Source organism: Corallincola platygyrae (assembly GCF_039544265.1).
Lineage (GTDB): Bacteria > Pseudomonadota > Gammaproteobacteria > Enterobacterales > Neiellaceae > Corallincola > Corallincola platygyrae.
On record NZ_BAABLI010000008.1, the window covers coordinates 550,198 to 571,143 of the forward strand.

General features: G+C 50.1%; 18 protein-coding genes. 5 read left to right on the forward strand and 13 right to left on the reverse strand.

What is annotated here, in order from left to right; all coding sequences use genetic code 11:
- Positions 1-151: 151 nt before the first annotated feature.
- The 6 genes from menE to ABEA14_RS07895 are packed head-to-tail and all read right to left on the reverse strand — an operon-like array spanning position 152 to position 7,506.
- Positions 152-1,651 carry an o-succinylbenzoate--CoA ligase gene (gene menE / locus ABEA14_RS07870; protein ID WP_345339362.1) on the reverse strand — a complete coding sequence of 500 codons (1,500 nt, stop codon included), beginning with the start codon at positions 1,649-1,651 and terminating at the stop codon, positions 152-154.
- Positions 1,639-2,589, reverse strand: coding sequence for an o-succinylbenzoate synthase (gene menC, locus ABEA14_RS07875; protein ID WP_345339363.1), 951 nt, complete (start codon positions 2,587-2,589; stop codon positions 1,639-1,641). Before menC ends, menE begins: the two co-directional genes overlap by 13 nt.
- 47 nt (positions 2,590-2,636) lie before the next feature.
- Positions 2,637-3,482 (reverse strand): 1,4-dihydroxy-2-naphthoyl-CoA synthase, encoded by an 846-nt coding sequence (gene menB, locus ABEA14_RS07880; protein WP_345339364.1) that lies wholly within the window; start codon positions 3,480-3,482, stop codon positions 2,637-2,639.
- Positions 3,475-4,272: a 2-succinyl-6-hydroxy-2,4-cyclohexadiene-1-carboxylate synthase gene (gene menH / locus ABEA14_RS07885; protein WP_345339365.1), complete on the reverse strand. Its 798-nt coding sequence runs from the start codon at positions 4,270-4,272 to the stop codon at positions 3,475-3,477. The genes menB and menH overlap by 8 nt, the downstream gene beginning before the upstream one ends.
- A complete protein-coding gene (gene menD / locus ABEA14_RS07890) occupies positions 4,265-6,163 on the reverse strand; it encodes a 2-succinyl-5-enolpyruvyl-6-hydroxy-3-cyclohexene-1-carboxylic-acid synthase (protein WP_345339366.1) in 1,899 nt (632 codons plus the stop codon). The genes menH and menD overlap by 8 nt, the downstream gene beginning before the upstream one ends.
- Positions 6,160-7,506: an isochorismate synthase gene (locus tag ABEA14_RS07895; RefSeq protein WP_345339367.1), complete on the reverse strand. Its 1,347-nt coding sequence runs from the start codon at positions 7,504-7,506 to the stop codon at positions 6,160-6,162. Before ABEA14_RS07895 ends, menD begins: the two co-directional genes overlap by 4 nt.
- A gap of 450 nt (positions 7,507-7,956) precedes the next feature.
- On the opposite strand from ABEA14_RS07895, the gene ABEA14_RS07900 reads away from it, so the two are divergent.
- From ABEA14_RS07900 to ABEA14_RS07910, 3 genes are all read left to right on the forward strand, one after another.
- Positions 7,957-10,122, forward strand: coding sequence for an adenosylcobalamin-dependent ribonucleoside-diphosphate reductase (locus ABEA14_RS07900; RefSeq protein WP_345339368.1), 2,166 nt, complete (start codon positions 7,957-7,959; stop codon positions 10,120-10,122).
- Between the two features lie 27 nt (positions 10,123-10,149).
- Positions 10,150-10,860: a TSCPD domain-containing protein gene (locus tag ABEA14_RS07905; RefSeq protein ID WP_345339369.1), complete on the forward strand. Its 711-nt coding sequence runs from the start codon at positions 10,150-10,152 to the stop codon at positions 10,858-10,860.
- Between the two features lie 207 nt (positions 10,861-11,067).
- On the forward strand, positions 11,068-11,937 hold the full coding sequence (locus tag ABEA14_RS07910) for a hypothetical protein (RefSeq protein WP_345339370.1): 870 nt from the start codon (positions 11,068-11,070) through the stop codon (positions 11,935-11,937).
- A gap of 127 nt (positions 11,938-12,064) precedes the next feature.
- Here the strand turns inward: ABEA14_RS07910 and ABEA14_RS07915 are convergent, their stop codons facing one another.
- The 5 genes from ABEA14_RS07915 to ABEA14_RS07935 form a co-directional block, all read right to left on the reverse strand.
- Complete coding sequence (locus tag ABEA14_RS07915) at positions 12,065-13,081, reverse strand: zinc-binding dehydrogenase (RefSeq protein ID WP_345339371.1); 1,017 nt, start codon at positions 13,079-13,081, stop codon at positions 12,065-12,067.
- 232 nt (positions 13,082-13,313) lie between these two features.
- A complete protein-coding gene (lepB, locus tag ABEA14_RS07920; protein WP_345339372.1) occupies positions 13,314-13,976 on the reverse strand; it encodes a signal peptidase I in 663 nt (220 codons plus the stop codon).
- Positions 13,977-14,104: 128 nt separating this feature from the next.
- On the reverse strand, positions 14,105-15,316 hold the full coding sequence (locus tag ABEA14_RS07925) for a serine hydrolase domain-containing protein (RefSeq protein WP_345339374.1): 1,212 nt from the start codon (positions 15,314-15,316) through the stop codon (positions 14,105-14,107).
- 478 nt (positions 15,317-15,794) lie between these two features.
- The gene (locus ABEA14_RS07930; protein WP_345339375.1) at positions 15,795-16,166 is read right to left on the reverse strand and encodes a hypothetical protein; all 372 of its coding nucleotides are present in this window, start codon (positions 16,164-16,166) and stop codon (positions 15,795-15,797) included.
- A gap of 64 nt (positions 16,167-16,230) precedes the next feature.
- Entirely contained in the window at positions 16,231-16,548 is a 318-nt protein-coding gene (locus ABEA14_RS07935; protein WP_345339376.1) for a hypothetical protein, read from the reverse strand.
- 263 nt (positions 16,549-16,811) lie between these two features.
- Here ABEA14_RS07935 and ABEA14_RS07940 point away from each other — a divergent pair, with 263 nt between their 5' ends.
- Both ABEA14_RS07940 and ABEA14_RS07945 read left to right on the forward strand, forming a co-directional pair.
- Positions 16,812-17,777, forward strand: a complete 966-nt coding sequence (locus ABEA14_RS07940; protein ID WP_345339377.1) for a M14 family metallopeptidase — start codon at positions 16,812-16,814, stop codon at positions 17,775-17,777.
- Positions 17,778-18,004: 227 nt separating this feature from the next.
- Positions 18,005-19,546 carry a methyl-accepting chemotaxis protein gene (locus ABEA14_RS07945; RefSeq protein ID WP_345339378.1) on the forward strand — a complete coding sequence of 514 codons (1,542 nt, stop codon included), beginning with the start codon at positions 18,005-18,007 and terminating at the stop codon, positions 19,544-19,546.
- Between the two features lie 99 nt (positions 19,547-19,645).
- Here ABEA14_RS07945 and ABEA14_RS07950 read toward each other — a convergent pair whose 3' ends face one another.
- Positions 19,646-20,299, reverse strand: coding sequence for a 7-cyano-7-deazaguanine/7-aminomethyl-7-deazaguanine transporter (locus ABEA14_RS07950; protein WP_345339379.1), 654 nt, complete (start codon positions 20,297-20,299; stop codon positions 19,646-19,648).
- Positions 20,300-20,451: 152 nt separating this feature from the next.
- The gene (locus ABEA14_RS07955) at positions 20,452-20,811 is read right to left on the reverse strand and encodes an energy transducer TonB (RefSeq protein ID WP_345339380.1); all 360 of its coding nucleotides are present in this window, start codon (positions 20,809-20,811) and stop codon (positions 20,452-20,454) included.
- Positions 20,812-20,946 lie beyond the last annotated feature (135 nt).

Here is a 20,946-nt window from a genome sequence, read left to right on the forward strand (position 1 = left end):
GGGGCAGAAAGTGTTAACCGCTGGCGTTTAAACAGCGTGATATGTAATGACCCAGCCTAGTATGGGGTTATTAATTGTGCTAACCAGTAAAGCTGAAAATTGCTATGACGTTTGGTAGGCGATGCGAGGAAGGTGTGATCCTAACAACTTGTTAGCATATTTTTGTTCTGGCGATTTTTTGTAATGCAGCTCTGTTGGGCTTGATCCCTGTTGGGGTTGTCAGCTCACACCATTGTCTGGGCACTGCCAAAGCGCCTAGTTGGTCTTTTACCGTTTCGATTAACTTGGTTCGGATCGTGCCGGATACAGCATTGGTAAATGCCACAGGCACCTGTCCCCACTCAGCATCCGGTGCAGGGACCACGACAGCATGGGTAATTTCCGAGTGTTTCAGTAAGCAACGCTCAATCGCTTCTGCCTGTATGTTTTCACCGCCACAAACAAAACGGTTGTCACGGCGACCAGTAATTCGGTACCCACCGTCAGCATATTCGGCCAGATCACCGGTATTAAACCAGCCATTGTCGTCAGTGAGTGGTTTAATCGTTGGGTGGGTGTAATAGCCCAGCGCTAGGTTATCGCCTTTTACCTGTAACTCTGCTTGTTCAGAGAGCTGAAGTTCAGTGCATGCCAGTGGTTGACCTACCCAGTTATTGCCCTGGGCTGCTCCCGTGCAAATCTGTGAGCTCATCTCTGTCATGCCGTAGCTGGTAAAACAGTGCAGCCCTGCGGCTTTGGCTTTTTCCAACAAGCTGTCATCAATAGCGCTGCCACCGAGCAGCAGGTATTTAAGGTGAGTGGGTTTGTTTGGCTGGGCTTTTAGCAGCCGATAAAGCTGTGTATTCACCAATGAAAGATGGCTAATGCCACGTTGGGACAACCCATCTGTCGAAGGTTGAGTGCCTTGCTCGTTATCGGGAAGTACCAGTGTCGCGCCTGCATTCAGGCAGCGATACAAGATCGCCATACCACCAATATGAAACAGTGGCAGAGACAATAACCAGCGATCACCGGGTTTAAGCGGGATGTTTTGTTGGCTGGCGTTGGCACTGGTAAGGTGGTTTGTAAGGCAATGGACCACGGCCTTTGGATTGCCGCTGCTGCCCGATGTAAACAGCATATTGATCGGCTGTTTGCTGTTAACCATGATCGGGTGCGTGGTTGCAGAGTCCATTGGGACGTCAGTCTTGAGCTTTGGCACTTGAATTGGCATCGCCAGTTGTGCTGACAGCTTGCTCGCTGAGCGCCTCTCCACTTTCGCTTGTTCATCAACCCATGTGGCTATTGGGCTTATGGTTTTCAGCATCTTTTGCTGAACAGATTCAGGCAGGCGATAGTTGATGGGAATAACTGCAATGCCTGACCGCATACTGCTGAGAATGGCGACGATCAACTCTGGTGTGTTTGGGCCTATCCATGCCAGTCGGTCGCCCTTCGTCAGTCCTGATTCCGCTAGCTGCTGACAATATTGGGTAACCCAGTGATCGAGTTTTTGATAACTCACGTCTGTGCCATCGGCCAAGACCAATGCGATCTCGTTTGGGTGTTGCAGGCGTTGGTTTCTGAGCGGGCAGGGGATTAGCTCAGCGTTTAGGTCTGCACTTGCCTTTGCTGCTAACTCTGCACTTGGCTTTGCACTTAGCTTTGCCAAAGCGGCTGCCAATGGCTGGGAAGGTTTTGCCCCGCGGTATCAGGCAGGGCATGGGGTTGCAGGTAATGCAGGGTGTCGAGGCCGGGGATCTCGCTCGGCGCCCAACGTTGAGCCAGGGCTGCTAACTGACTGGTGCCCAGACTGGACTCATAACTGGCACTGACCACCACAGAGATCTTATGCTGTTTTGCCCAGTCAACTAACTGCTGGCAACGGGCCAGGCTTCCAACGAGAGTTGGTTTAATAACCAGCGCCCTAAGGCCCTCAAATGCTGTTGGAGTAAACATCTCATCCTGAAGATGCTCGTCCAGTGCCACCGGACAGCCGCTGGCTCCCAGACAAACAGTGGCTGCCAGGGTGTCACAGGGCTCTTCGATAAAACTGAGTTGTTCGGCATTGATGCCTCGGAAAAAGCTCAGCGCATCCTCAAACTTCCAACCTTGGTTGGCATCGAGTCGTATCTGAGTCACAGGCATTTGCGCCTGGATCGCCTCCAGCAGTTTGATCTCCTGAGGGAGAGGAGCACGGGAGACTTTGAGCTTGATACAACGAGGCAGCTTTGGCATCAGTTCGATTTTCTCGAGAATCTCCGCTGGTTCACCCTGCAACAGCATAGCGCGCTGGCTTGGCTCAGCAGCGATATCAATGGACTGCAGGGCGCAGTCGATACCAAAGGCAACCGATGGCTCAGGAGCCACATGATTGGTTTGATCTAATAGTGCCCGCAGATGATATCGGGCACTGTCGATAGCCTGTTGCAGGCTCTCTTTGCTAAATCCGGGTAACGGGGCGATCTCGCCCCAACTCACCTCACCGTTGTCCCAGTTGAGTTGCACGATGGCAGCTTCGCGCTGGTCTTTTTGTTCACCTCGCCAGGTAAGCGGCTGGGTCAAGGGAACCTTGCTGTAAAAGAGTGACGCTGCAATGGGGTGAGCCATAAACCACCTTCTCTTACTGGAACAGATTAAGCGTGAGTTATTGAACGTTACGGATTACGGGTGAACTTATCAAAGTCAGGCGCCCGCTTTTCATTGAACGCGTTACGTCCTTCCTGACCCTCTTCGGTCATATAGAACATCATGGTGGCGTTGCCTGCCAGCTCTTGCAGCCCGGCCTGGCCGTCACAGTCGGCATTCAGCGCTGCTTTCAGGCAGCGCAACGCCATTGGGCTGTTCTGCAACATCTCACGGCACCAACGCACCGTCTCTTTCTCCAGCTCTGCCAGAGGTACGACTGTGTTGACGAGACCCATGTCCAAGGCTTGTTGTGCATCATACTGACGGCATAGGAACCATATCTCACGCGCCTTTTTCTGACCCACAATGCGAGCCATGTAGCTGGCACCAAAACCGCCATCAAAAGAGCCTACTTTGGGGCCGGTTTGGCCGAAGCGGGCATTATCTGCCGCGATGGTCAAATCGCACATCAGGTGAAGTACATGGCCACCACCAATGGCGTAGCCTGCCACCATGGCAACAATCGGCTTGGGACAGGTGCGGATCTGGCGCTGGAAATCGAGCACGTTGAGATGATGAACACCTTGGTCATCTTTATAGCCGCCGTAGTCACCACGTACTTTTTGATCACCACCAGAGCAGAATGCCAGATCGCCTTCGCCGGTCAGAATGATAGTGCCAACTTTGGCATCAAAGCGGGCGTCTTCCAGCGCTTTGATCATCTCCATCACGGTTTTGGGGCGAAACGCGTTTCTTACCTGGGGACGGTTAATGGTGATCTTGGCGATACCTTCCGCCTTTTGATAGCGAATATCCTCAAAGTCATGGTCAGTGGATTGCCATTGGATCGGGGCGTAGAGTTCCTGTTCAGTCATTGTCGTTTTCTATCGATTGAATTGCATTGTTTAACGTTTGAACAAAGTGTACCGGATCGGCGCGGTGCGTGTTGTGGCCGGCACCATAAATACTGTGTTCAACAATTTTAGAGTTGAGTTGCTTTATTTCGCTGCAAATGTCAGCAAATTTACTGTCCTTTTCACCATGAATATAGTGGATAGGTAACTGGGTTTTGGTCAGCCATTCTCGAAAATCTTGCTGCTTGCCCAGGCTTAGGCCGGTGATGACTGTCGCCAGACTATTGCCCCAGGCTTTGCCGCGTTCTCGGATCAATTGCTTGCGCTGGGCGTCATCCAGATCGGCAAACATCGGCTGTTGATACCATTCTTTCACAACGTGGGTGATCGGCTTGCGAGCCAGTTTTCGACTCCAGTCGATATCCGAGGCCAGGCGTTCCTGACGGGATTTGGCATCACATAAACCGGGGTTGGCGCCCTCTAAAATCAGGCCAACCAGTTCACCTGAATCATGATCATCCAGTTCAGCCGTCTGAACGGCATGATGAAGCGCGATGCGGCCGCCCAGTGAGTAGCCGATCAGAATATAGTGGGTCACCTCATGTTGCTTCAAATAGGTGATTAGCCATTGGTTTATCGAGTCAAAGTCCACCTGATCAGGCAGGTTGGCGGCGGGTAAACCGTGTCCAGGGAGATCGGGGCAGAGCACCGGATAATCTTGCGCCAGCTGTTTGGCGACGACATCCCACTCATGACTACTGCCGAGGAATCCGTGCAGGAATACCAATGTGGGAGTACGGGACTCAGACATGGGTTGTCAGCTCCTGAATATCTTTTATCAGTTGTTTCATCTGTTCTACACCCTCGCCAGAGGGGGTAATCACTTCTATCACCCGAGGCTGATCGCCTTGCATTGTTTCGCTCAACGCTGAAAACAGTTGCTCACTTGTGCTGGGTTGACAATAGGTTAGCCCAAATCCATGACAAATTGGCGCCAATTCGAATGCGACAGGCTGTTCGAACAAGGCGGTGGATTGTCGCTTTGGCACAGGCAGCATTTTAAAGATATTGCCGCCGCCATTGTTTAGAACAACCACTGCCATAGGGCCGCGATGTCTGGCCAGAAGTGTCAGCGAGTTGAGGTCATGCAGCAATGACATATCCCCAAGCAGGAGTATCGTAGGTGTTGATTTGTGAGTCGCCACGCCAACCGCCGTTGCAAGCAAACCGTCGATACCGCTGGCACCTCGGTTGGTCACGATATTGGGCGTGAAACTTGAGGTGTTCTTGTCATTGGGGGTGGCCAGCATCTCCATCAACCGTATTGGCATGCTGTTGCCGACCATCAGATGGATAGGCGGCTCACCGTGCTCTTCATGATTAGTTTCACGATTTGCTTCATCGTTAGCAGCGAGTTTCGTGGTTTCGCAGGCAAACTGATAAACCAGCGCACAGCTGGTTAACTCCGTTAGGGCGCTACTCTGGTTTTCTGGCTTAAGTTCTGGCGTCGGTTTTGGTGTCGGCAGTGAGTTAGCGAACGATGATTTTGCGAACAGTGATTTCGCCCGAATCTCCCATGCCTCGACCGTTGCTTGAACTGGATGCTGCGCATTCTTGCCAGATAGTTTTTCCCTGTTCAGCTCTGAGCCTCGCTGAATCTCGCCATGTGAGGTGGCCCACTCTGAGATACCGGCAGTCACTTCGATAGCGCCGCGACGCTGAAAATCCATTGGGTGAGGCGCACTGTGGATCAGGTAGTCGCTACTAATTGGATACTCTGATAGCCAGTTCAACAGACGTTTCGATGTCAGACGCGCGCCAAATTGAAGTCGGACTTCGGCTTTGGCTAGTGCCTGCTGTGCTTCGGTGTTTGCCAGCCAAAGGTCAAAGTGGCTGGCGGCCAGCTCAGAATGACGACAGTGTGATTGCAGATCGGCCAATATTGGCCAGCCCAACTGCCTGGCGAATGCAACGACAGCTATCGCTTCGTCAGGCTGCAATGCACCCGCAATAATAATCCCAGGCTTAGATGCCTGACTTGGCCAGTTCGGTAGCAAGGAAACAGCAGTCTCACACAGTGCCTTCGAGGCTGTTTTAGAGGCACTGCTGTGGCTTTTTTTCCCTACTGACTGATCGAGATCCTTTTGTTCTTCGCGAGAGAGGTACAAAGGCTCTCTAAATGGGATATTCAGGTGCACTGGACCAAGTGAGAGCTGCTTGGGTAACTGCTCAGCCAGTTCATTCAGCAAAGTAGCCTGCTTCTCTGTGGTGAGTTCATCAGGTGGTGGCAGGTGGTGCGCAGATGCAAATGAACCGAAGATCTCTGTCTGATCGATCGCCTGGTTTGCTCCGCAGTTAATCAGTTCCGCAGGGCGGTCAGCCGTTAGCAGTATCAGCGGTTGCTGGGTTTGGTGTGCTTCAACTACCGCGGGCAACAGGTTGGCGACGGCAGAGCCGGAGGTAACAATCACAGCCACGGGGGCTTGAGATGCTTTTGCTAACCCAAGCGCATAAAACCCGGCACCACGTTCATCTATGTGGGTATGTAGCTTGATCGTAGATTGTTGCTCGGCTTGGATCGCCAGAGGCGCAGAGCGCGAGCCAGAGCAAGCCACCAGATGTTCGACACCCAACCCGGATAGAAGGTTGATCAGGTCGCTGGCCCACAAGTGGTTTCGCTGTGCTGTGGAGTATTGGCTCATTCTTGATCCATCAAACTGCGCACGGTGGCCAGCTTATTGTTCAGCTCCTGCCACTCCTTGCCAGCATCTGAGCCTTCTACGATCCCCGCACCAGAGAATAGGGCTAACTGGCAGCCGTCGACCAAGGCACTGCGAATAGCCACGCTGAACTCACTGTGAGCGTGGCTCATGTAACCGATGGCGCCGGCATACCAGCCTCGCTGAAACGGTTCATGGTCAGCAATAAACTGCAGTGCATCGGCTTTGGGCGTGCCGCCAACCGCGGGCGTAGGATGAAGCCGCTCAAGCAATTGGTCATCCCGAACCTTTGGCCGGAGCCGTGCACGTATCTCACGTTTAAGGTGCTGCAGGCGGTTAAGTTTGAGAACACGGGCTTTGTCGTCGTAGCTCAGTGCCTCACACAGTGGGCCCAGCTGCGACAAAATATCGTCCAGCACAATGCGGTTTTCCCGCCGGTTTTTACCGTCTCCGAGCAGTGCCATGGCAATAATACGTGCATGCAAGGGGTCTTTCGGTCTGACATCTGTGCCCGCGACCGCCTCGCTGGTGAGCTGGTGGCCTTCTCGTCGAAACAGGCGTTCTGGCGTACAGCCGATAAAGCAGCGTTCAGGTGCCAGTTGAAACGCAAAGGGCGAGCTATGCTGGTTAGCCTTTCGCCACTGGTCCAGCAGGTACCAGGGATCACAGGGGGTTGCCGTCGTCAGTTGCTGCCTTCTTGCTAACACCACTTTTGATAGCGCAGGTTGCTCCGCCAGTGCCTGCTCAACCTGTTGTGTCCACTGGCCTTCGGCTGGCACATTGTTTTCAGCCAAGACCTCGGGCAGCGTGGTGTTCAGCGTTGCAGGTTTAATCCGTGCCAACGCTTTCTTTGCTGCTTTTAGCTCCTGCTCAAAAGGGCGCTGGTCATCCACCCAAAGGTTGAGTTTCAGCGTGATTTTGTGACTGTTTGGGTCGCGATTTTGATCAGGCTCTCGCTGCCACAACAGGCGGGGAAGGAAGAAGCAGGGCGGCTGTGTGGATTCGGTATTTGTGGGGTCAAACGGCACGACTGCCATCAGCAGCAGTGGGAAGGCGGCGCACGCCGTGAGTGCGTCAGAGGCGTCTTCAGCGCTGGTGAATGTGGTCACTGCACCGACGCCTGCCAACTCAAGCTGTTCGTCTCGTCGTTGCCAATAAGCTTTGGGGTAGTCCTGTTGTGCCGCTAACCAAGGCAATGCGGTGCTGGCATCAAGCTCTTGTACCAGCTGTTTGGGACCTGAAAATGGTCCTAAATCTGCCAGTTGCTGCGCTAAACTGCGGGTTGTGGATAACCCTTTTGACTGCGGAAATGGCCGTACCGCCATATCAGGCTAACTTTCCTTTTTGTATGCTAAAGAGCATTTTGAAGCAAATTCAGATACCTGCAACTCCCTACTGAGATTGAGTTGATATAAACCAAGTCAAAGCTCTCTAAGAATGGGTCATTGATTTAAAAAGAGTTTTACTTTCTGTTGGTAGCCATGCAGACTAACACCCACTAGATGTAGTGTTTTTATGCTTTCTTGGTCACACCATTGTGGGTTTCGTGTGTAATCTCACATTTTCTAAAATTTATTTTTTTTAGCAACTCCGCATTGCCAAAGGGCTACCCCCAAAATAGGCCCTGTTTTCGTCCACAACAGACGAAAGTCAATACTGTAATTCCCAACCACTAGATATATACTTTTCGAATTGCTGGAGCACTAGATGTTGTGTTTCCAGTGGGAATCTTGTGTATAGCCTGTGAATAAGTCATCCATAGAGGGGAATACGGTATGGCCCGCGCCACTGCAACCGCAAAACAACAAGAAAACGCGGATGTTCAATTAGCTCTGCAACCTGCGTCTTACGATATCTGGGACAAGAAGTATCGTCTGAAAGACAAGCAGGGCGTTGCTCTGGATAAAGATCTGGACGACACCTTCCGTCGTGTTGCCAAAGCAACTGCGTCGGTAGAGAAAACGCCTGAATTGCAGAACGAGTGGTATGAAAAATTCCTTTGGGCACTGCGCAATGGCGCTATCCCAGCTGGCCGTATTACGTCTAATGCCGGTGCTGAGGCATACAAGCCTGCAACATCGACCATTAACTGTACCGTATCCGGTATCGTTAAGGACTCAATGGATGGGATCCTGAACAAGGTTCATGAAGCGGGTCTGACCTTGAAAGCGGGTTGTGGTATCGGTTACGAATTCTCTACGCTGCGTCCTAAAGGCGCATACGTATCAGGTGCCGGTGCATACACCTCAGGTCCTCTGAGCTTTATGGATATCTTTGACAAGATGTGTTTCACCGTAAGCTCTGCGGGCGGTCGCCGCGGTGCACAGATGGGTACCTTCGACGTTTCTCATCCCGACGTGATGGACTTTGTTCGCGCCAAGCGTGAAGACGGTCGTCTGCGCCAGTTCAACCTGTCATTGCTGATCACGGCTGACTTCATTGAAGCGGTGAAAGCGGATGCTGACTGGCCTCTGTCATTCCCACTGACACAAGTTGAAATTGATACCGACGAGCTGGATGTTAATAACCCAGAGCAGGTGGTTTGGCGTCCTTGCCCATTCGATATCAACTACGCACGTGAGCAGGAATATGTGCTGAATGACGCCGGTGATGTTTGTTGCCGCATCTTCAACACCATTCGCGCCCAGCGCCTGTGGGACGTGATCATGAGTTCTACCTATGACTATGCCGAGCCAGGTTTCATCCTGATCGACAAAGTTAACGAGATGAACAACAACTGGTTCTGCGAAACTATTCGTGCAACCAACCCTTGTGGTGAGCAGCCACTGCCTCCATACGGCGCCTGCCTGCTGGGCTCTGTGAACCTGACTAAGTTCGTGGTTGACCCATTCACAGACAAAGCGTCTTTCGATTTTGAAAAGTACCGTGAAACGGTTGCGGTATTTACCCGCATGCTGGACAACGTGGTTGAGATCAACGGCCTGCCTCTCGGCAAGCAGCGTGACGAGATCATGAACAAGCGTCGTCACGGTATGGGCTTCCTGGGTCTGGGCTCAACCCTGACCATGCTGGGCATGAAGTACGGCGATGCTGAATCCGTTCAGTTCACTGAAGAAGTGGCCCGTGAAATGGCACTGGAAGGCTGGCGTGAAGCGCTGCGCCTGACCGAAGAGAAAGGTGCGGCACCAATCATGGACCAGGAGTTCACTGTCACTGAAGATATGCTGGTGAACCGCCCTGAAATGCGTGAGGACGGCATCAAGGTGGGTGACAAGCTGGCGGGTAAAGTACTGCACGCACGTTACAGCCGCTACATGCAGCAGATCGCCGATATCGACCCGGAGTTGGTTGAACAGCTGGCAGAGAAGGGCGCACGCTTTACTCACCACAGCTCAATCGCACCAACCGGTACGATCTCACTGTCGATCGCTAACAACGTATCTAACGGTATTGAGCCTTCATTCAGCCACAAGTACATCCGTAACGTGATTCGCGAAGGTAAGAAGACCAAAGAGCCTGTAGCGGTATACAGCTATGAACTGCTGGCTTATCGCGAGTGGATCGACAACAATGCCGAGCCGGACGGTGACTCACTGCCAGATTACTTTGTCACCACGGATCACGTAACACCTCCGCAGCACGTAGATATTCAGGCGGCGGCACAGAAGTGGGTCGACAGCTCAATTTCTAAGACAGTTAACGTACCGACAGATATTCCTTACGACGAGTTTAAGGATCTGTACCTGTATGCTCACGAGAAAGGCCTGAAAGGCTGTACGACGTTCCGCTTTAACCCGGAAGCGTTCCAGGGCGTACTGGTGAAAGAGACCGACCTGGAAAATACCGAATATGAATTTGCCCTGGACGATGGCTCTACAGTCAAACTCAAGGGTAACGAAGAGATTGAATACGACGGTGAAGTGCATACTGCCGCCAACTTGTTTGATGCCTTGAAAGAAGGCTACTACGGCAAGTTTTAAGCGACGTCGACTACACTGGAGAAAAAGATGACTATCAAGATTGATAAGAAAATCGTTGGCTACAAAGTATGTAGCGACCAGGAGCAGCCGAAAGAGCAGGCTGCACCCGCTCAAGAACAGGCGCAGGAGCAAACGGATAACGTTGTGACACTGCACGAGAAGATTGATCGCCCTGAGATGCTGATCGGCAGCACCTATAAGATCAAGCCGCCGGTATCTGAGCACGCGTTCTATATCACCATTAACGACATCCTGCTCAACGAAGGTACGGATCACGAACATCAGCGCCCGTTCGAAATCTTTATCAACTCGAAGAATATGGAGAACTACTCCTGGGTTGTCGCCCTGACACGTGTAATGTCAGCGGTGTTCCGCAAAGGTGGTGACGCGACTTTCCTGGTAGAAGAGCTAAAAGCAGTGTTCGACCCGAAAGGCGGTTACTTCCAGCCGGGCACCGGTGTTTACATGCCATCTATGGTGGCTGAGATCGGTCAGGTGGTTGAACGTCATATGCAGCGAATCGGCCTGCTGGGTGGTGGCGAGATGGACGCGCGTCAAAAAGCGTTGATCGAAGAGAAGCGCAAAGCCCACGAAACTGCAGCTAAGACGTCAGACGCCGAAGGTAGCACCTCGTTCCCACCGGAAGCCGTGCTGTGTAACAAGTGTCATCAAAAAGCCGTTATCAAGATGGATGGCTGCATGACCTGCTTGAACTGCGGTGACTCTAAGTGCGGCTAAACGCTTAAACCACGCTTAAAGAGCTAAAAAAACCGAAGCCCAGTGCTTCGGTTTTTTTATTGCTGTAAATCTTATCAGTAGTCTCTGTATCCATTTCGCTATGGCAGCAGCTTGACATTAACTTATTGAAAATAGATTGAAATCACGAAAATTGGGATACGTTAGTGATAGTTTTCGTCAAACTGAACTAATCATCAAGGAAGGCTAATGTTCACTAAGTTTAGTACCCTAATCATTTCGTCTGCTGTTGTATTGACTGCTTGTGGCTCAGGTTCGTCTGATGGTTTTTTAGAGAACTTTGGGAAGTCCCCGTATGCGTCTACTGTGCAAGTCTCCGAGGTATCTGCTTTATCACCCATTCAGATTGATCTGTTAGTTGCCTGGGAAGCTCATCGAGGTGCTAAACCAGATCTGTTGGCCGACACGCTACAAATTCAGTTGGGTGTCGATATGGAGAATGAAGAAAGCACCCAGTATGAAACTTCTCTCTATGATCTCCAGTTGGACCAACCTGGCCAATTTATCATTGCCATCGATGGTGTTGAATACGACTTATACGATTACGTAACAGAAGTTGACGAAGGCATGATACCCGCTTTTTTGCCAGACGTATCAGGGACCATGTACACGTTAGTGCTTGAAACCACTACGGTGCAAGAGAAGTTGCTGGAAGTCATGCTGCAGATAAATGGCGCAGATTACTATGCTTCGGCAGTGATTCCTGAGCATGTTCAAATTAGCTATGATGAATCCATCGTCAATGCTTATGACTCGCTCGCAGATGACTTACATATCGATTGGACGTCTGGGTCACCTCTGAATGACTTGCGTATGGTGCCCGTTCTAACCGAAGAGGAATCTTGTGCCTCTGAGCAAGTTCGTTCGGTTGAGGAAGAGTTTGATATTGCTAATGGTTCTTACTCGATACTGGCGGGATCGTTAGGCGAGTGTTCAACTCAGCAAAATCAACTATATCTTGCAGGTCATGCGGTATTAGATATCAACTCAGATGATTTCTCTGACGTTTACAGCCGGTGGGGGCAGCACTTGTCTCTATATCTGGAGAAAGCGCCCTAGGTTTTTAATCTCAGGCGGAGGCTTTTTTTAGCTGCAACGCCATGACACTAGCATCAATAAAAAAAGCCGAAGCTCAGCTCTTCGGTTTTTTTTATTGCCGAAAATAGCTGAGTATCAGGTTCTGGTGTTACTTTTTCACGACTAACACCACTTTCCCCAGACTCTTTCCGCTGCGCAGGCATTCAATGGCATTCAGCGCATCTTCAAATGCAAAGGTATGGCCGACATGGGGTGGGGCAATGTGGACTTTCTGCATGGCCGCGAGTTGCTCTTTGAGCAGTGTTTTCTGCTCCCAAAGCCAGATCAGGTTAAATGCCATTACGGATTTGTTGTCGCTGATCATCGGCATAATGTCGTACTTGGGGCGCTTCAGATATCGCCAGACTGCTTTCAGGTAGTTAGGTCGATTTTTGCCTGGGGTAAACTCAGCCGCACCAAACACCACCAGGCGGCCCATGGGTGATAAATGGTTGAAGCTGGCGGTTTGCACTTCGCCGCCGATGGCGTCTAGCACCAAGTCAAATGTGCGTTCTGCTTGTTTCAGTTGTTTGCCGAACGATCCTTGGCGAACGATCACGTCATCGAAGCCTTGGGTGTTGAGAAACGCCTGTTTCTGTTCCGAACTTACAGTGCCTACAGGTGTTCCACCTAAGGCTTTCACAAGTTTCATTGCTTGTAGACCAACTCCACCAGCCGCGCTGTGAATCAATACCGTTTGTTCAGGTTTAAGGTTTCCGAGTTCGGTTAAGCCATACCAGGCGGTCAGGGTTTGCACCAGATAGGCGGCACCTTGTTCATGACGCCAATCGCTCGGTAGTGGCACCAGATAATCTGGCGCTATATCTATGGTGTCGCAGTAGCCGCCGAAGCGGGTGACGCCCATAACGCGATCGCCCACTTTAAAAGGCGAGATATGTTCGCTGCCTAATGCCGATATCACGCCAGAGAACTCTAATCCGGGTGTAAAAGCCCCTTTAGGTGTGGCGCTATACAAACCCGTGAGCGCAAAGATATCAGCGAAGTTAAGTCCAATTGCTTTAACTTCCACGCTGATTTTATCGGAGGCGAGTGCAGCCAGCGGGGCTTGCTGTAACTTTAAGTCGCTAATGGCGCCGGCTTTTGGAGTTTGCCAATATCGCTTCATGAAATATCCGTGTTCCCAATAGCTGCGGTCGTTGACGTGTTTATTGTTGGTTGCGAGCGATCGTCAGGAAAGACGAAAAGAGTAGCAGAGTGAATGGGGGAATCCGAGGAGATGAAGAAAGCAAAGATGAGTGCTTCGGTTTTTTGTGTGCTGGGTGTTAGCCGAATATCTGTCGCTGCCACTTGATCATGTAAGCTGAATGCGGGCGAGAGAGGTATCTCGCCCAACTAAATCAGGGCTGCTCATATAGATTGGTAAGAAATCGCTTTTTTCTGGGAAGGTAATGGTCGTCATAATCGAGCGAAAACGCGACATAACCGGCCTTGCCTCTGAGTTCGTGGCGGGGCACAAAGCCGATAACACGTGAATCGGCGCTATTGTTGCGGTTATCTCCTAGCACCAAGAAGTAATCCTCCGGCACGGTCACCGTACTGAAGTTTTTCAATGGTGTATTCACTTGGGTGTCGAGGCGTATTTGGTGGGTGTTTTCACCGAGCTGTTCGGTTAAGAGTACTTCTCTTTCTGTGCGCTTTTCTAGCTGGTAGTTCAGAGAGCGCCCATTTACATAGAGGTTATTGTTTCGCATAGAGACCTGATCACCGGGAAGACCAATCACTCGCTTTATCAGTCGGTTAGATGCTTGTTCTGATTCGAATACAACGATATCTCCCCTTACCGGTTCATCAAGTTGAAGCAGAGAAATGTCACTAAAGGGAAGGCGTATATCGTATGCCATCTTATTCACCGTTATGCGATCACCTACTTCAATGGTTGGCTGCATAGATCCTGTCGGTACGGTATACCAGTCGGCTACGGCGCTACGAAAAACACACATGAGCATGACAAAGAAGAAAAACAGTCGATTGTTCTTCCAAAAAGAGATGATAGTTTTCATTGCTACTCCATGTAGTTAAGGGGCTTCCTCTCCGTTAAATAGGCATAGCAATGCGTTAAAAGTTCCCTGGGAGTTGGGACTGTCTTGTTTGTTAGAGCGGTTGAGTCGCTGTTTTTAGTCTCCAACCGCTAAGTCTTTGCGGGGGCTTCATCCGTTAATTTATACGCTTGTGACCAGAACTCTGCGGAGATCTCGCTGATCGCATTTGATTCGGCGTTAATCAGTACCGCAAACCCCACACCGAGTGTCGGTGAGTAGCCGATATCGGCCCGGAACCCCTGTACCCAGCCAGAATGATATACAACTGGGTAGTCTTTGAGCTGGTAGATGCGCCAGCCGTAACCGTAGTGCGCATCCTTTAAATAGGTGCGCCAATGTCTACGTTTTAAGTCTTTACGTGTGCGGATACGAGGTTCTGTCATATCAGCGATTAAAGCAGGTGTTAGCACCTCTGGTGAGTAGCCAAGGTTGGCGATTAACCATTTGCTCAGGTCAGTGATACTGGCATTGATCCCTGCGGCGGTAGGCACCTTGTAATAATCCGGGGTGACTTTCACGGTGCGCCACACGTAAGCCTTAATCGCCTTGCCATTCGCATCTTTTTTGCCGGTATTCTTTTTGTTAATCAGCACATGGGGCTTAGCGCGGTTTTCAGCTTGGCTAAACTGTTTCAGCCCTACTGACGCGTTATCCATTCCCAGAGGCTTAAACAGGCGCTGTTCAAGTAAGGTTTCATAGCTTTGAGGTTGGCTTTGTTCGATCGCAGGCTCTAAGAAGCCATAGGCAATGTTCTGATAACCATAACACTTTTCCGGCTGGCACAACGGTTCAACCTGTTCAAAGCGCCGAATAACCTTCTCCATGCTCCACCTTTCATGCAGCAGGTTGTCATAGGCGTTGGGTACCAGGCCTGTGGTGTGGCTCAGCACATGTCTTACTTTGATTTTTTCGGCCGCACCGGGTGTTGCAAGGTGAAAATCCGGTACATATTGGGTGATAGGCGCATCAAGATCTAACCGCTTTTCATGGGCCAGCATAGTAGTGATGGTAGCCGCAAAGGGTTTTGAAACTGAGGCCAAGCGGAATACGGTATCAGGTGTCACTGGCTTTTTGGACTTCATATCCAGGTGGCCAAAGGTCTTCACGACAACCACTTGGTCATCTTTGATAATGGCATACGCACCACCGGGAATACTTCTTTCGGAAAGCAACGCTTTCACATGTTGGTTAAAGCTTTTGAGAAACTGCGCCTGCTGCTCCTCTGGGGCGCCGGTTGCAGCGTAAGCAGAAGAGAGAAGAGTTGAGAGCAGAGAGAAAATAGCGAAAAAGGAGAGTCTCATTATCGAAGGCCGAGGCTGAAAAACTAGAATAATACGGCGTGATACTGAAATGTCCATGGAGCGTTTGCTGTAGGTGCGTCGCTCGAAAGCGTAGTGTTTCTGAGAACCTATTTCTTCTGAACAGCTTGGTTTGGATTCTTTGTGGGTATGAAAGCCTGCTTTTTGAAGTACCTGCAAAAGAGGTATAGCAAGAAGGCTAAGACGTACAAGATGTAAATGACTTTGAATAGTCCACCCCCTACCTGCTCAAGAAAGAGCCTTCCGAGCAAAAGTGGTGCTGCGATTGTCAGCATTCCAAGCAACCATGTCAGCACTCTAAACACCAACCCTAAGCCAGAATTTTCCTTATTTTTTTGCAGGCGCAACAGTATTTCAAAACTAACCCCTGTATGGAGTATGCAGATTGAGAAAATAAGAAGAAGCGAGAGCACCACTTCACTCATGCTCTAGGAAGCGAGGGGTAGTCAGTTGTGTTGCATTACTGGGCACAACTACTGGTTTCCTTGGTTTGCACTAGCGCTCCATCCTTTGTTTCAATATACAAAGAGCCATTTGAGTACACTGCATTGATGCTTGAACTGAATACCCCCGATGTAACGGTGTTTTCAGGTAATGGCCAACTCAAAAAGTACTTTGTTTCCATACCATCACGAATAATGATGCACTCCTGATGCCAGACAATCCTTACTGTTTCACCAGAGTCAATTATCCAAGGGTTTTCAGGGACATTTGGAGGAATCACCACCAAATCAGATTGGCTACTGTTTTTTAAGTGTCCATACATCAATGCTGGACAGCCTGTAACCAGCAATGCAAGTAAGGTGATGCTAGAGAGTTTGAATTTGGTCATGGTATGGACAACTCGTTTAGAACGCGGCTAGAGGTTTGTAAAAAACACTTAATTACTCTTCATGTTATTCATATAAGCGATCAAATACCTCATAGAAGTACTCATGCATACTTGAGCCATCTTCGGTGTGCAAAATTGACTCTTCAGTCTCTTGGTAAAAACCAAGAACTGGGTATAAAAGCTCATTACCAGAATTACCTCCGTGAGCGCTGCCATCAAGCATTGTTAGCAGTACAAAGACAATGCTGTGCACCATTTCTTGTTCCTGTTCAGGAGGCAATTGGACATTTTGCGTAACTACTTCTTGAACATTCTTGGCGAATTGTTCCATGAAACCTAAAGAATACGCATAGTATTTCTTGTCGTTGTGTTCTAAGTCCATCATTGAAACCTTACAGCGTTTTAACCTGAAATCTGTCTGGCCCGCAGCACTCTATCTTCGATTATCCAGTCCACTATAGAGCTCTGCACTTCTAAGTATCAATGTGTTACATCACGCCTTCTCCTCTTGGTTTTTTGATTGTGAAATACAAAACAGAAACCTTGGTTCGTAGGCCTTCCACTAGGGCGCAGGCGTTTTTCGCCTCTCAGATTGCACAATACAACTTACCTATCTACTCTGTGACGCCTTAGCAGAGGTGTCCTATGACAGAACAAACATCCCATTATCCGATCGGTACACCGGGCGAAGCCTGGGGAGCAGTAGAAAAGGCCCAGTGGCTGCAGGCGCAGCGTGTGAAGCGCTCCTATCAGGCTGAGGTGCTGGCAAAGTTAACCAAGCTTGGTGAGAGCTGTGAACTGATTAAGTACGGAGCCTTACCACATAAAATTGAGCCTTCTTATGCCGAACACAAGAAGGCCGACGCCTACCCCTTGTTTGTTATCAAAAGCCGCGTGTGGCAGTCAGACAAGCCTGTGGTACTGATTACCGGTGGTGTGCATGGCTATGAGACCAGTGGGGTACAAGGCGCGCTCCGTTTTGCGCAAACCGAGATTGAAAAGTACCAGCAAGATTTCAATATCCTGATTGCCCCCTGTGTCAGCCCCTGGGGTTATGAAACCATTAACCGCTGGAATCCTGATGCGGTCGATCCCAACCGTTCATTCACCGCCGATTCGCCTTCGCCAGAAGCGGCGCAGTTGATGGCGTACATAGAGTCACTGGCTGTGGATATCTACGCCCACTTTGATCTTCATGAGACAACTGATACAGATAACTCTGAGTTTCGTCCTGCTCGAGCCGCGAGAGATGGCATCACCCAGGACAACTGGAATATCCCCGATGGGTTCTACCTGGTGGGTGATACAGAGAAGCCGGTGCCAGCGTTTCAGAAAGCAATCATTGAAGCGGTTGAGAAAGTCACCCATATCGCGCCGCCTGATGAGAACGGCATGATCATTGGCGCACCGTTAGAGCAAAAAGGCGTTATCAATTACGCCAAAACTAAACTGGGCCTGTGTGGCGGGTTTTCTAAAGCGCCTTTTGTCACCACCACGGAAGTGTATCCAGATAGTCCACAAGTGGATGATGAAAACTGTGTTCAGGCACAAGTCGCAGCGGTGACGGGTGGCTTGGATTACCTGCTCGCGAAGGAGAGTAACGCTGAGTAAGAGTTACTTTTTCTGAGTATGGACAAAGCCATTGACCGAAGCTGAGCGCTTCGTTTTTTTGTGTTTGCTGATTCGTTTCGAGATGGGCGATTTACGGGCAGCTGCGAGAGCTTGATACAGGTCAAAGGGCAGGTGTTTATTTGCGTGTCATTGCCGAGTTGAGCGGCGGCCATATGTGGAGCTTCTAAACTCCAGAGTGAGACCTATCTTGCAAGGAGGCAGTGGCTATGCGCAAACATCAACCCCTTATAGATCAGGAAGTAGAAGTCCCCTCAGGTGCTGAGTTGGTGTCGACCACTGACAAACGCGGCGTCATTCAATACGCAAATCCTGAATTCTGCAGCATTGCAGGGTATACCGCCGAAGAGTTGGTGGGGAAAAACCATAACTTTGTTCGACACCCTGATATGCCTAAAGCGGCATTCGCCGACCTGTGGGCTCATCTTAAACAAGGAAAGGCCTGGCGTGGTGCGGTTAAGAACCGCTGTAAAGACGGGCGCTATTACTGGGTTGACGCCTTTGTTACCCCCATCTATGAGCAGGGTGAACTGATAGGGTATCAATCGGTACGACGTAACCTTGGGCAGTCTGAAAGGCAAAAGGCAGAGGTACTGTACGCCAAAATCAATGTAGGTTTTCATCCCGGCAGGTTTGCCGCCTTTCAGTTTGATAGCCGGATAAAACTTTTGCTTTTGTTAGTACTATCGGCGGCAGTGTGTACCGGGTCTTATCTGGTTCATCCCTTAATTAGCTGTCTGTTCCCGATTCTTGTACTGGCTGTTTTTTATGGTGAACTTGTTACCAAGGTCCAGTTCAACCAACATCTTAAGCAGCTTTATGACAGTGTTTCCCGTTATGTGTACTGCTCTGACCCCAGTAACGCCTCGGAGTTTCACCTGAGAATGGAGCAGGGGAGGGTGAGAACTATTCTGGGGCGGGCCTCTGACAGTGGTAAAGGGCTGTTGTTTGCGGTCAATCACCTTGAGTCATCGGCGCAGACGATTAACGAAGGTGCAAGGCAGCAGAATTTAGCCTTGGAAAGTATTGCTGCAGCCGTCGAAGAGATGGTGGCAACCATCAATGAGGTCGCTACCAGTTCGGTACGTACGTCTGATCAAGTTGAGCGGGCAAATCTGTTGTGCCAAAAGCTGAAGTCGAGCATCGGACAGAACTCTACTCAGATATCCGAGCTTGCTTCAGAAGTGAAAAAATCTTCGTCCAGCGCGGAGGTAGTAGAGCATAAGGTGCAGCAGATCCATGAGGTGATGCTGGAGATTCAGGGTATTGCGGAGCAAACTAATCTTCTGGCACTTAATGCCGCAATTGAGGCCGCCAGAGCTGGTGAAAACGGCCGTGGTTTTGCCGTGGTGGCTGATGAGGTGAGGGCATTAAGTCAAAGAACACACCAAGCGACCGAGGTGATACAAAGTACGATGGATGATGTGATGGCGTCTTTTAACTTGATGAGTCGCAGCATGCATAAAGGAGAATCAGCAGCCAATAAAAGTGTCACTCTGACGGGAGAGACGGTAACGCGCATTGATGAGCTTTCTGATGTGATGATGGTGGTAAAAGACGCCGCCATTCAGATCGCCACCGCAGCAGAAGAGCAAAGTGCTGCTTCGGCGGAAATCAACCGCTGCATCACTGGCATTAAGGATTCCTCTGAGGACAACCTGGAGCAGGCTAAAGATGTGTCTTCTATGGCTGTTTCTATTCAATCGAGGGCTGAAAAACTGGCTGGGCTAGGTTTGTCGTTTGAAGCTTGATTATCAGTGAAATAAAAAACCGAAGCGTAGCGCTTCGGTTTTTTATGTTTGTTTGGTGCTAGCTGCAATGGCAAGCCATCAAGTTGCTGACAGGCTGAATTAGCATGCTGGCTGCAAAGCGAAAAATCGTCGCTGTAGGTAGTTCAGTAGTACGCCATACAGCGGCACAAACAGCGCCAGGTTCACTATCAGTTTAAAACCGTAATCGACCCAGGCTATCTCCAGCCAGTGTTCAGCCATAAAGGCATCGGAGCTGGCGTAAAAGGCAACCGAGAAAAACAGCAGGGTATCAATACCGTTTCCAAAGATGCTTGAGCCAGCGGGCGCTATCCACCAGGTTTTGAGTTGGCGCAGTCGGTTGAATACCAAGATATCCAGCAGTTGTCCTACCGCAAATGCCAGGAAGCTGGCCAGGGCGATACGGGCGACAAATCCATTCCATTCATACAGGCCTGCTGCGCCTTGATATGAGCCTTCAAAAAACAACACGGAGATCAGGTAGCTGGCGATCAGGGCCGGGAACATGGCGAGAAAGACCACCAGTCGTGCCCGTGTCGCACCCACTAACCTGACGGTCAGATCCGTTGCAAGGAAGATAAATGGGAATGTGAACGCCCCCCAGGTGGTATGAAAACCAAAGATGGTGAACGGTAGCTGCACCAGATAGTTGCTGGCGGTAATGGTGACAATATGGAACATTGCCAGAATAAAAACACCGCGGCGCTGCGCCTCGGTGAGCTGTAAAAACTGCATAAAATGACCTGTGTCTTTTTGTTGATTGGGGTGAGAGAACCCAAGGGCGGCGGAGTATTCCATAACCGTTGGTATCAGGTCAATAAACAGTCGTTGTAGCGTCGTGAATTAACTTCTTTGCTAATGTCGTGTTGCTTTAGTAAAAAGGGAAATTACCCGGCCAACTCAAAAGTGAGTTTGACGCTGGTGGATTGCTCTTCGGCTTTGCCATTTACGATTGCAGGTTTCCATTTCCACTTCATCACGGCTTTTCTGGCAGCTTTATCAAATATTGCTTCTGGGGAGGATTCGATAACGTCGACATGTTTCGTACTGCCGGTTTCATCGACGACAATCTTGAGTACCACATATCCTTCAATGCCCTCTCTGGCTGCGCGTGTTGGGTATTTTGGCTCAATACGAACGATAGGGAGGAGCGTCTGCCTGGGTTTGACTGAATCCGATTTATTCTCATTGTCGGAGGCAGTTCCTCCTGATTCGTCCGCAAAGCAGGCAACAGAGATTATGAACAAGCAAAATGCAGCGGTGGAAAACTGTCTGAGAGACATAGATTTTTATTAGCGTCTATTCATGTTTAAACCAGTTTACTCCAGCTGTCTTCGAATAAGAGTCGGTGAATCAAAAATGTGAGCTTAATGACTCAACTG

Excerpts from the sequence above, each read along its gene's own strand:
- ABEA14_RS07910 (WP_345339370.1), top strand. The coding sequence starts at position 11,068 with ATGTTCACTAAGTTTAGTACCCTAATCATTTCGTCTGCTGTTGTATTG.
- ABEA14_RS07895 (WP_345339367.1), bottom strand. The coding sequence starts at position 7,506 with ATGGCGGTACGGCCATTTCCGCAGTCAAAAGGGTTATCCACAACCCGC.
- ABEA14_RS07900 (WP_345339368.1), top strand. The coding sequence starts at position 7,957 with ATGGCCCGCGCCACTGCAACCGCAAAACAACAAGAAAACGCGGATGTT.
- ABEA14_RS07945 (WP_345339378.1), top strand. The coding sequence starts at position 18,005 with ATGCGCAAACATCAACCCCTTATAGATCAGGAAGTAGAAGTCCCCTCA.
- ABEA14_RS07925 (WP_345339374.1), bottom strand. The coding sequence starts at position 15,316 with ATGAGACTCTCCTTTTTCGCTATTTTCTCTCTGCTCTCAACTCTTCTC.
- ABEA14_RS07915 (WP_345339371.1), bottom strand. The coding sequence starts at position 13,081 with ATGAAGCGATATTGGCAAACTCCAAAAGCCGGCGCCATTAGCGACTTA.
- ABEA14_RS07940 (WP_345339377.1), top strand. The coding sequence starts at position 16,812 with ATGACAGAACAAACATCCCATTATCCGATCGGTACACCGGGCGAAGCC.
- ABEA14_RS07950 (WP_345339379.1), bottom strand. The coding sequence starts at position 20,299 with ATGCAGTTTTTACAGCTCACCGAGGCGCAGCGCCGCGGTGTTTTTATT.
- ABEA14_RS07930 (WP_345339375.1), bottom strand. The coding sequence starts at position 16,166 with ATGACCAAATTCAAACTCTCTAGCATCACCTTACTTGCATTGCTGGTT.
- menB (WP_345339364.1), bottom strand. The coding sequence starts at position 3,482 with ATGACTGAACAGGAACTCTACGCCCCGATCCAATGGCAATCCACTGAC.
- ABEA14_RS07935 (WP_345339376.1), bottom strand. The coding sequence starts at position 16,548 with ATGGACTTAGAACACAACGACAAGAAATACTATGCGTATTCTTTAGGT.
- lepB (WP_345339372.1), bottom strand. The coding sequence starts at position 13,976 with ATGAAAACTATCATCTCTTTTTGGAAGAACAATCGACTGTTTTTCTTC.
- menC (WP_345339363.1), bottom strand. The coding sequence starts at position 2,589 with ATGGCTCACCCCATTGCAGCGTCACTCTTTTACAGCAAGGTTCCCTTG.
- menH (WP_345339365.1), bottom strand. The coding sequence starts at position 4,272 with ATGTCTGAGTCCCGTACTCCCACATTGGTATTCCTGCACGGATTCCTC.
- menD (WP_345339366.1), bottom strand. The coding sequence starts at position 6,163 with ATGAGCCAATACTCCACAGCACAGCGAAACCACTTGTGGGCCAGCGAC.
- ABEA14_RS07905 (WP_345339369.1), top strand. The coding sequence starts at position 10,150 with ATGACTATCAAGATTGATAAGAAAATCGTTGGCTACAAAGTATGTAGC.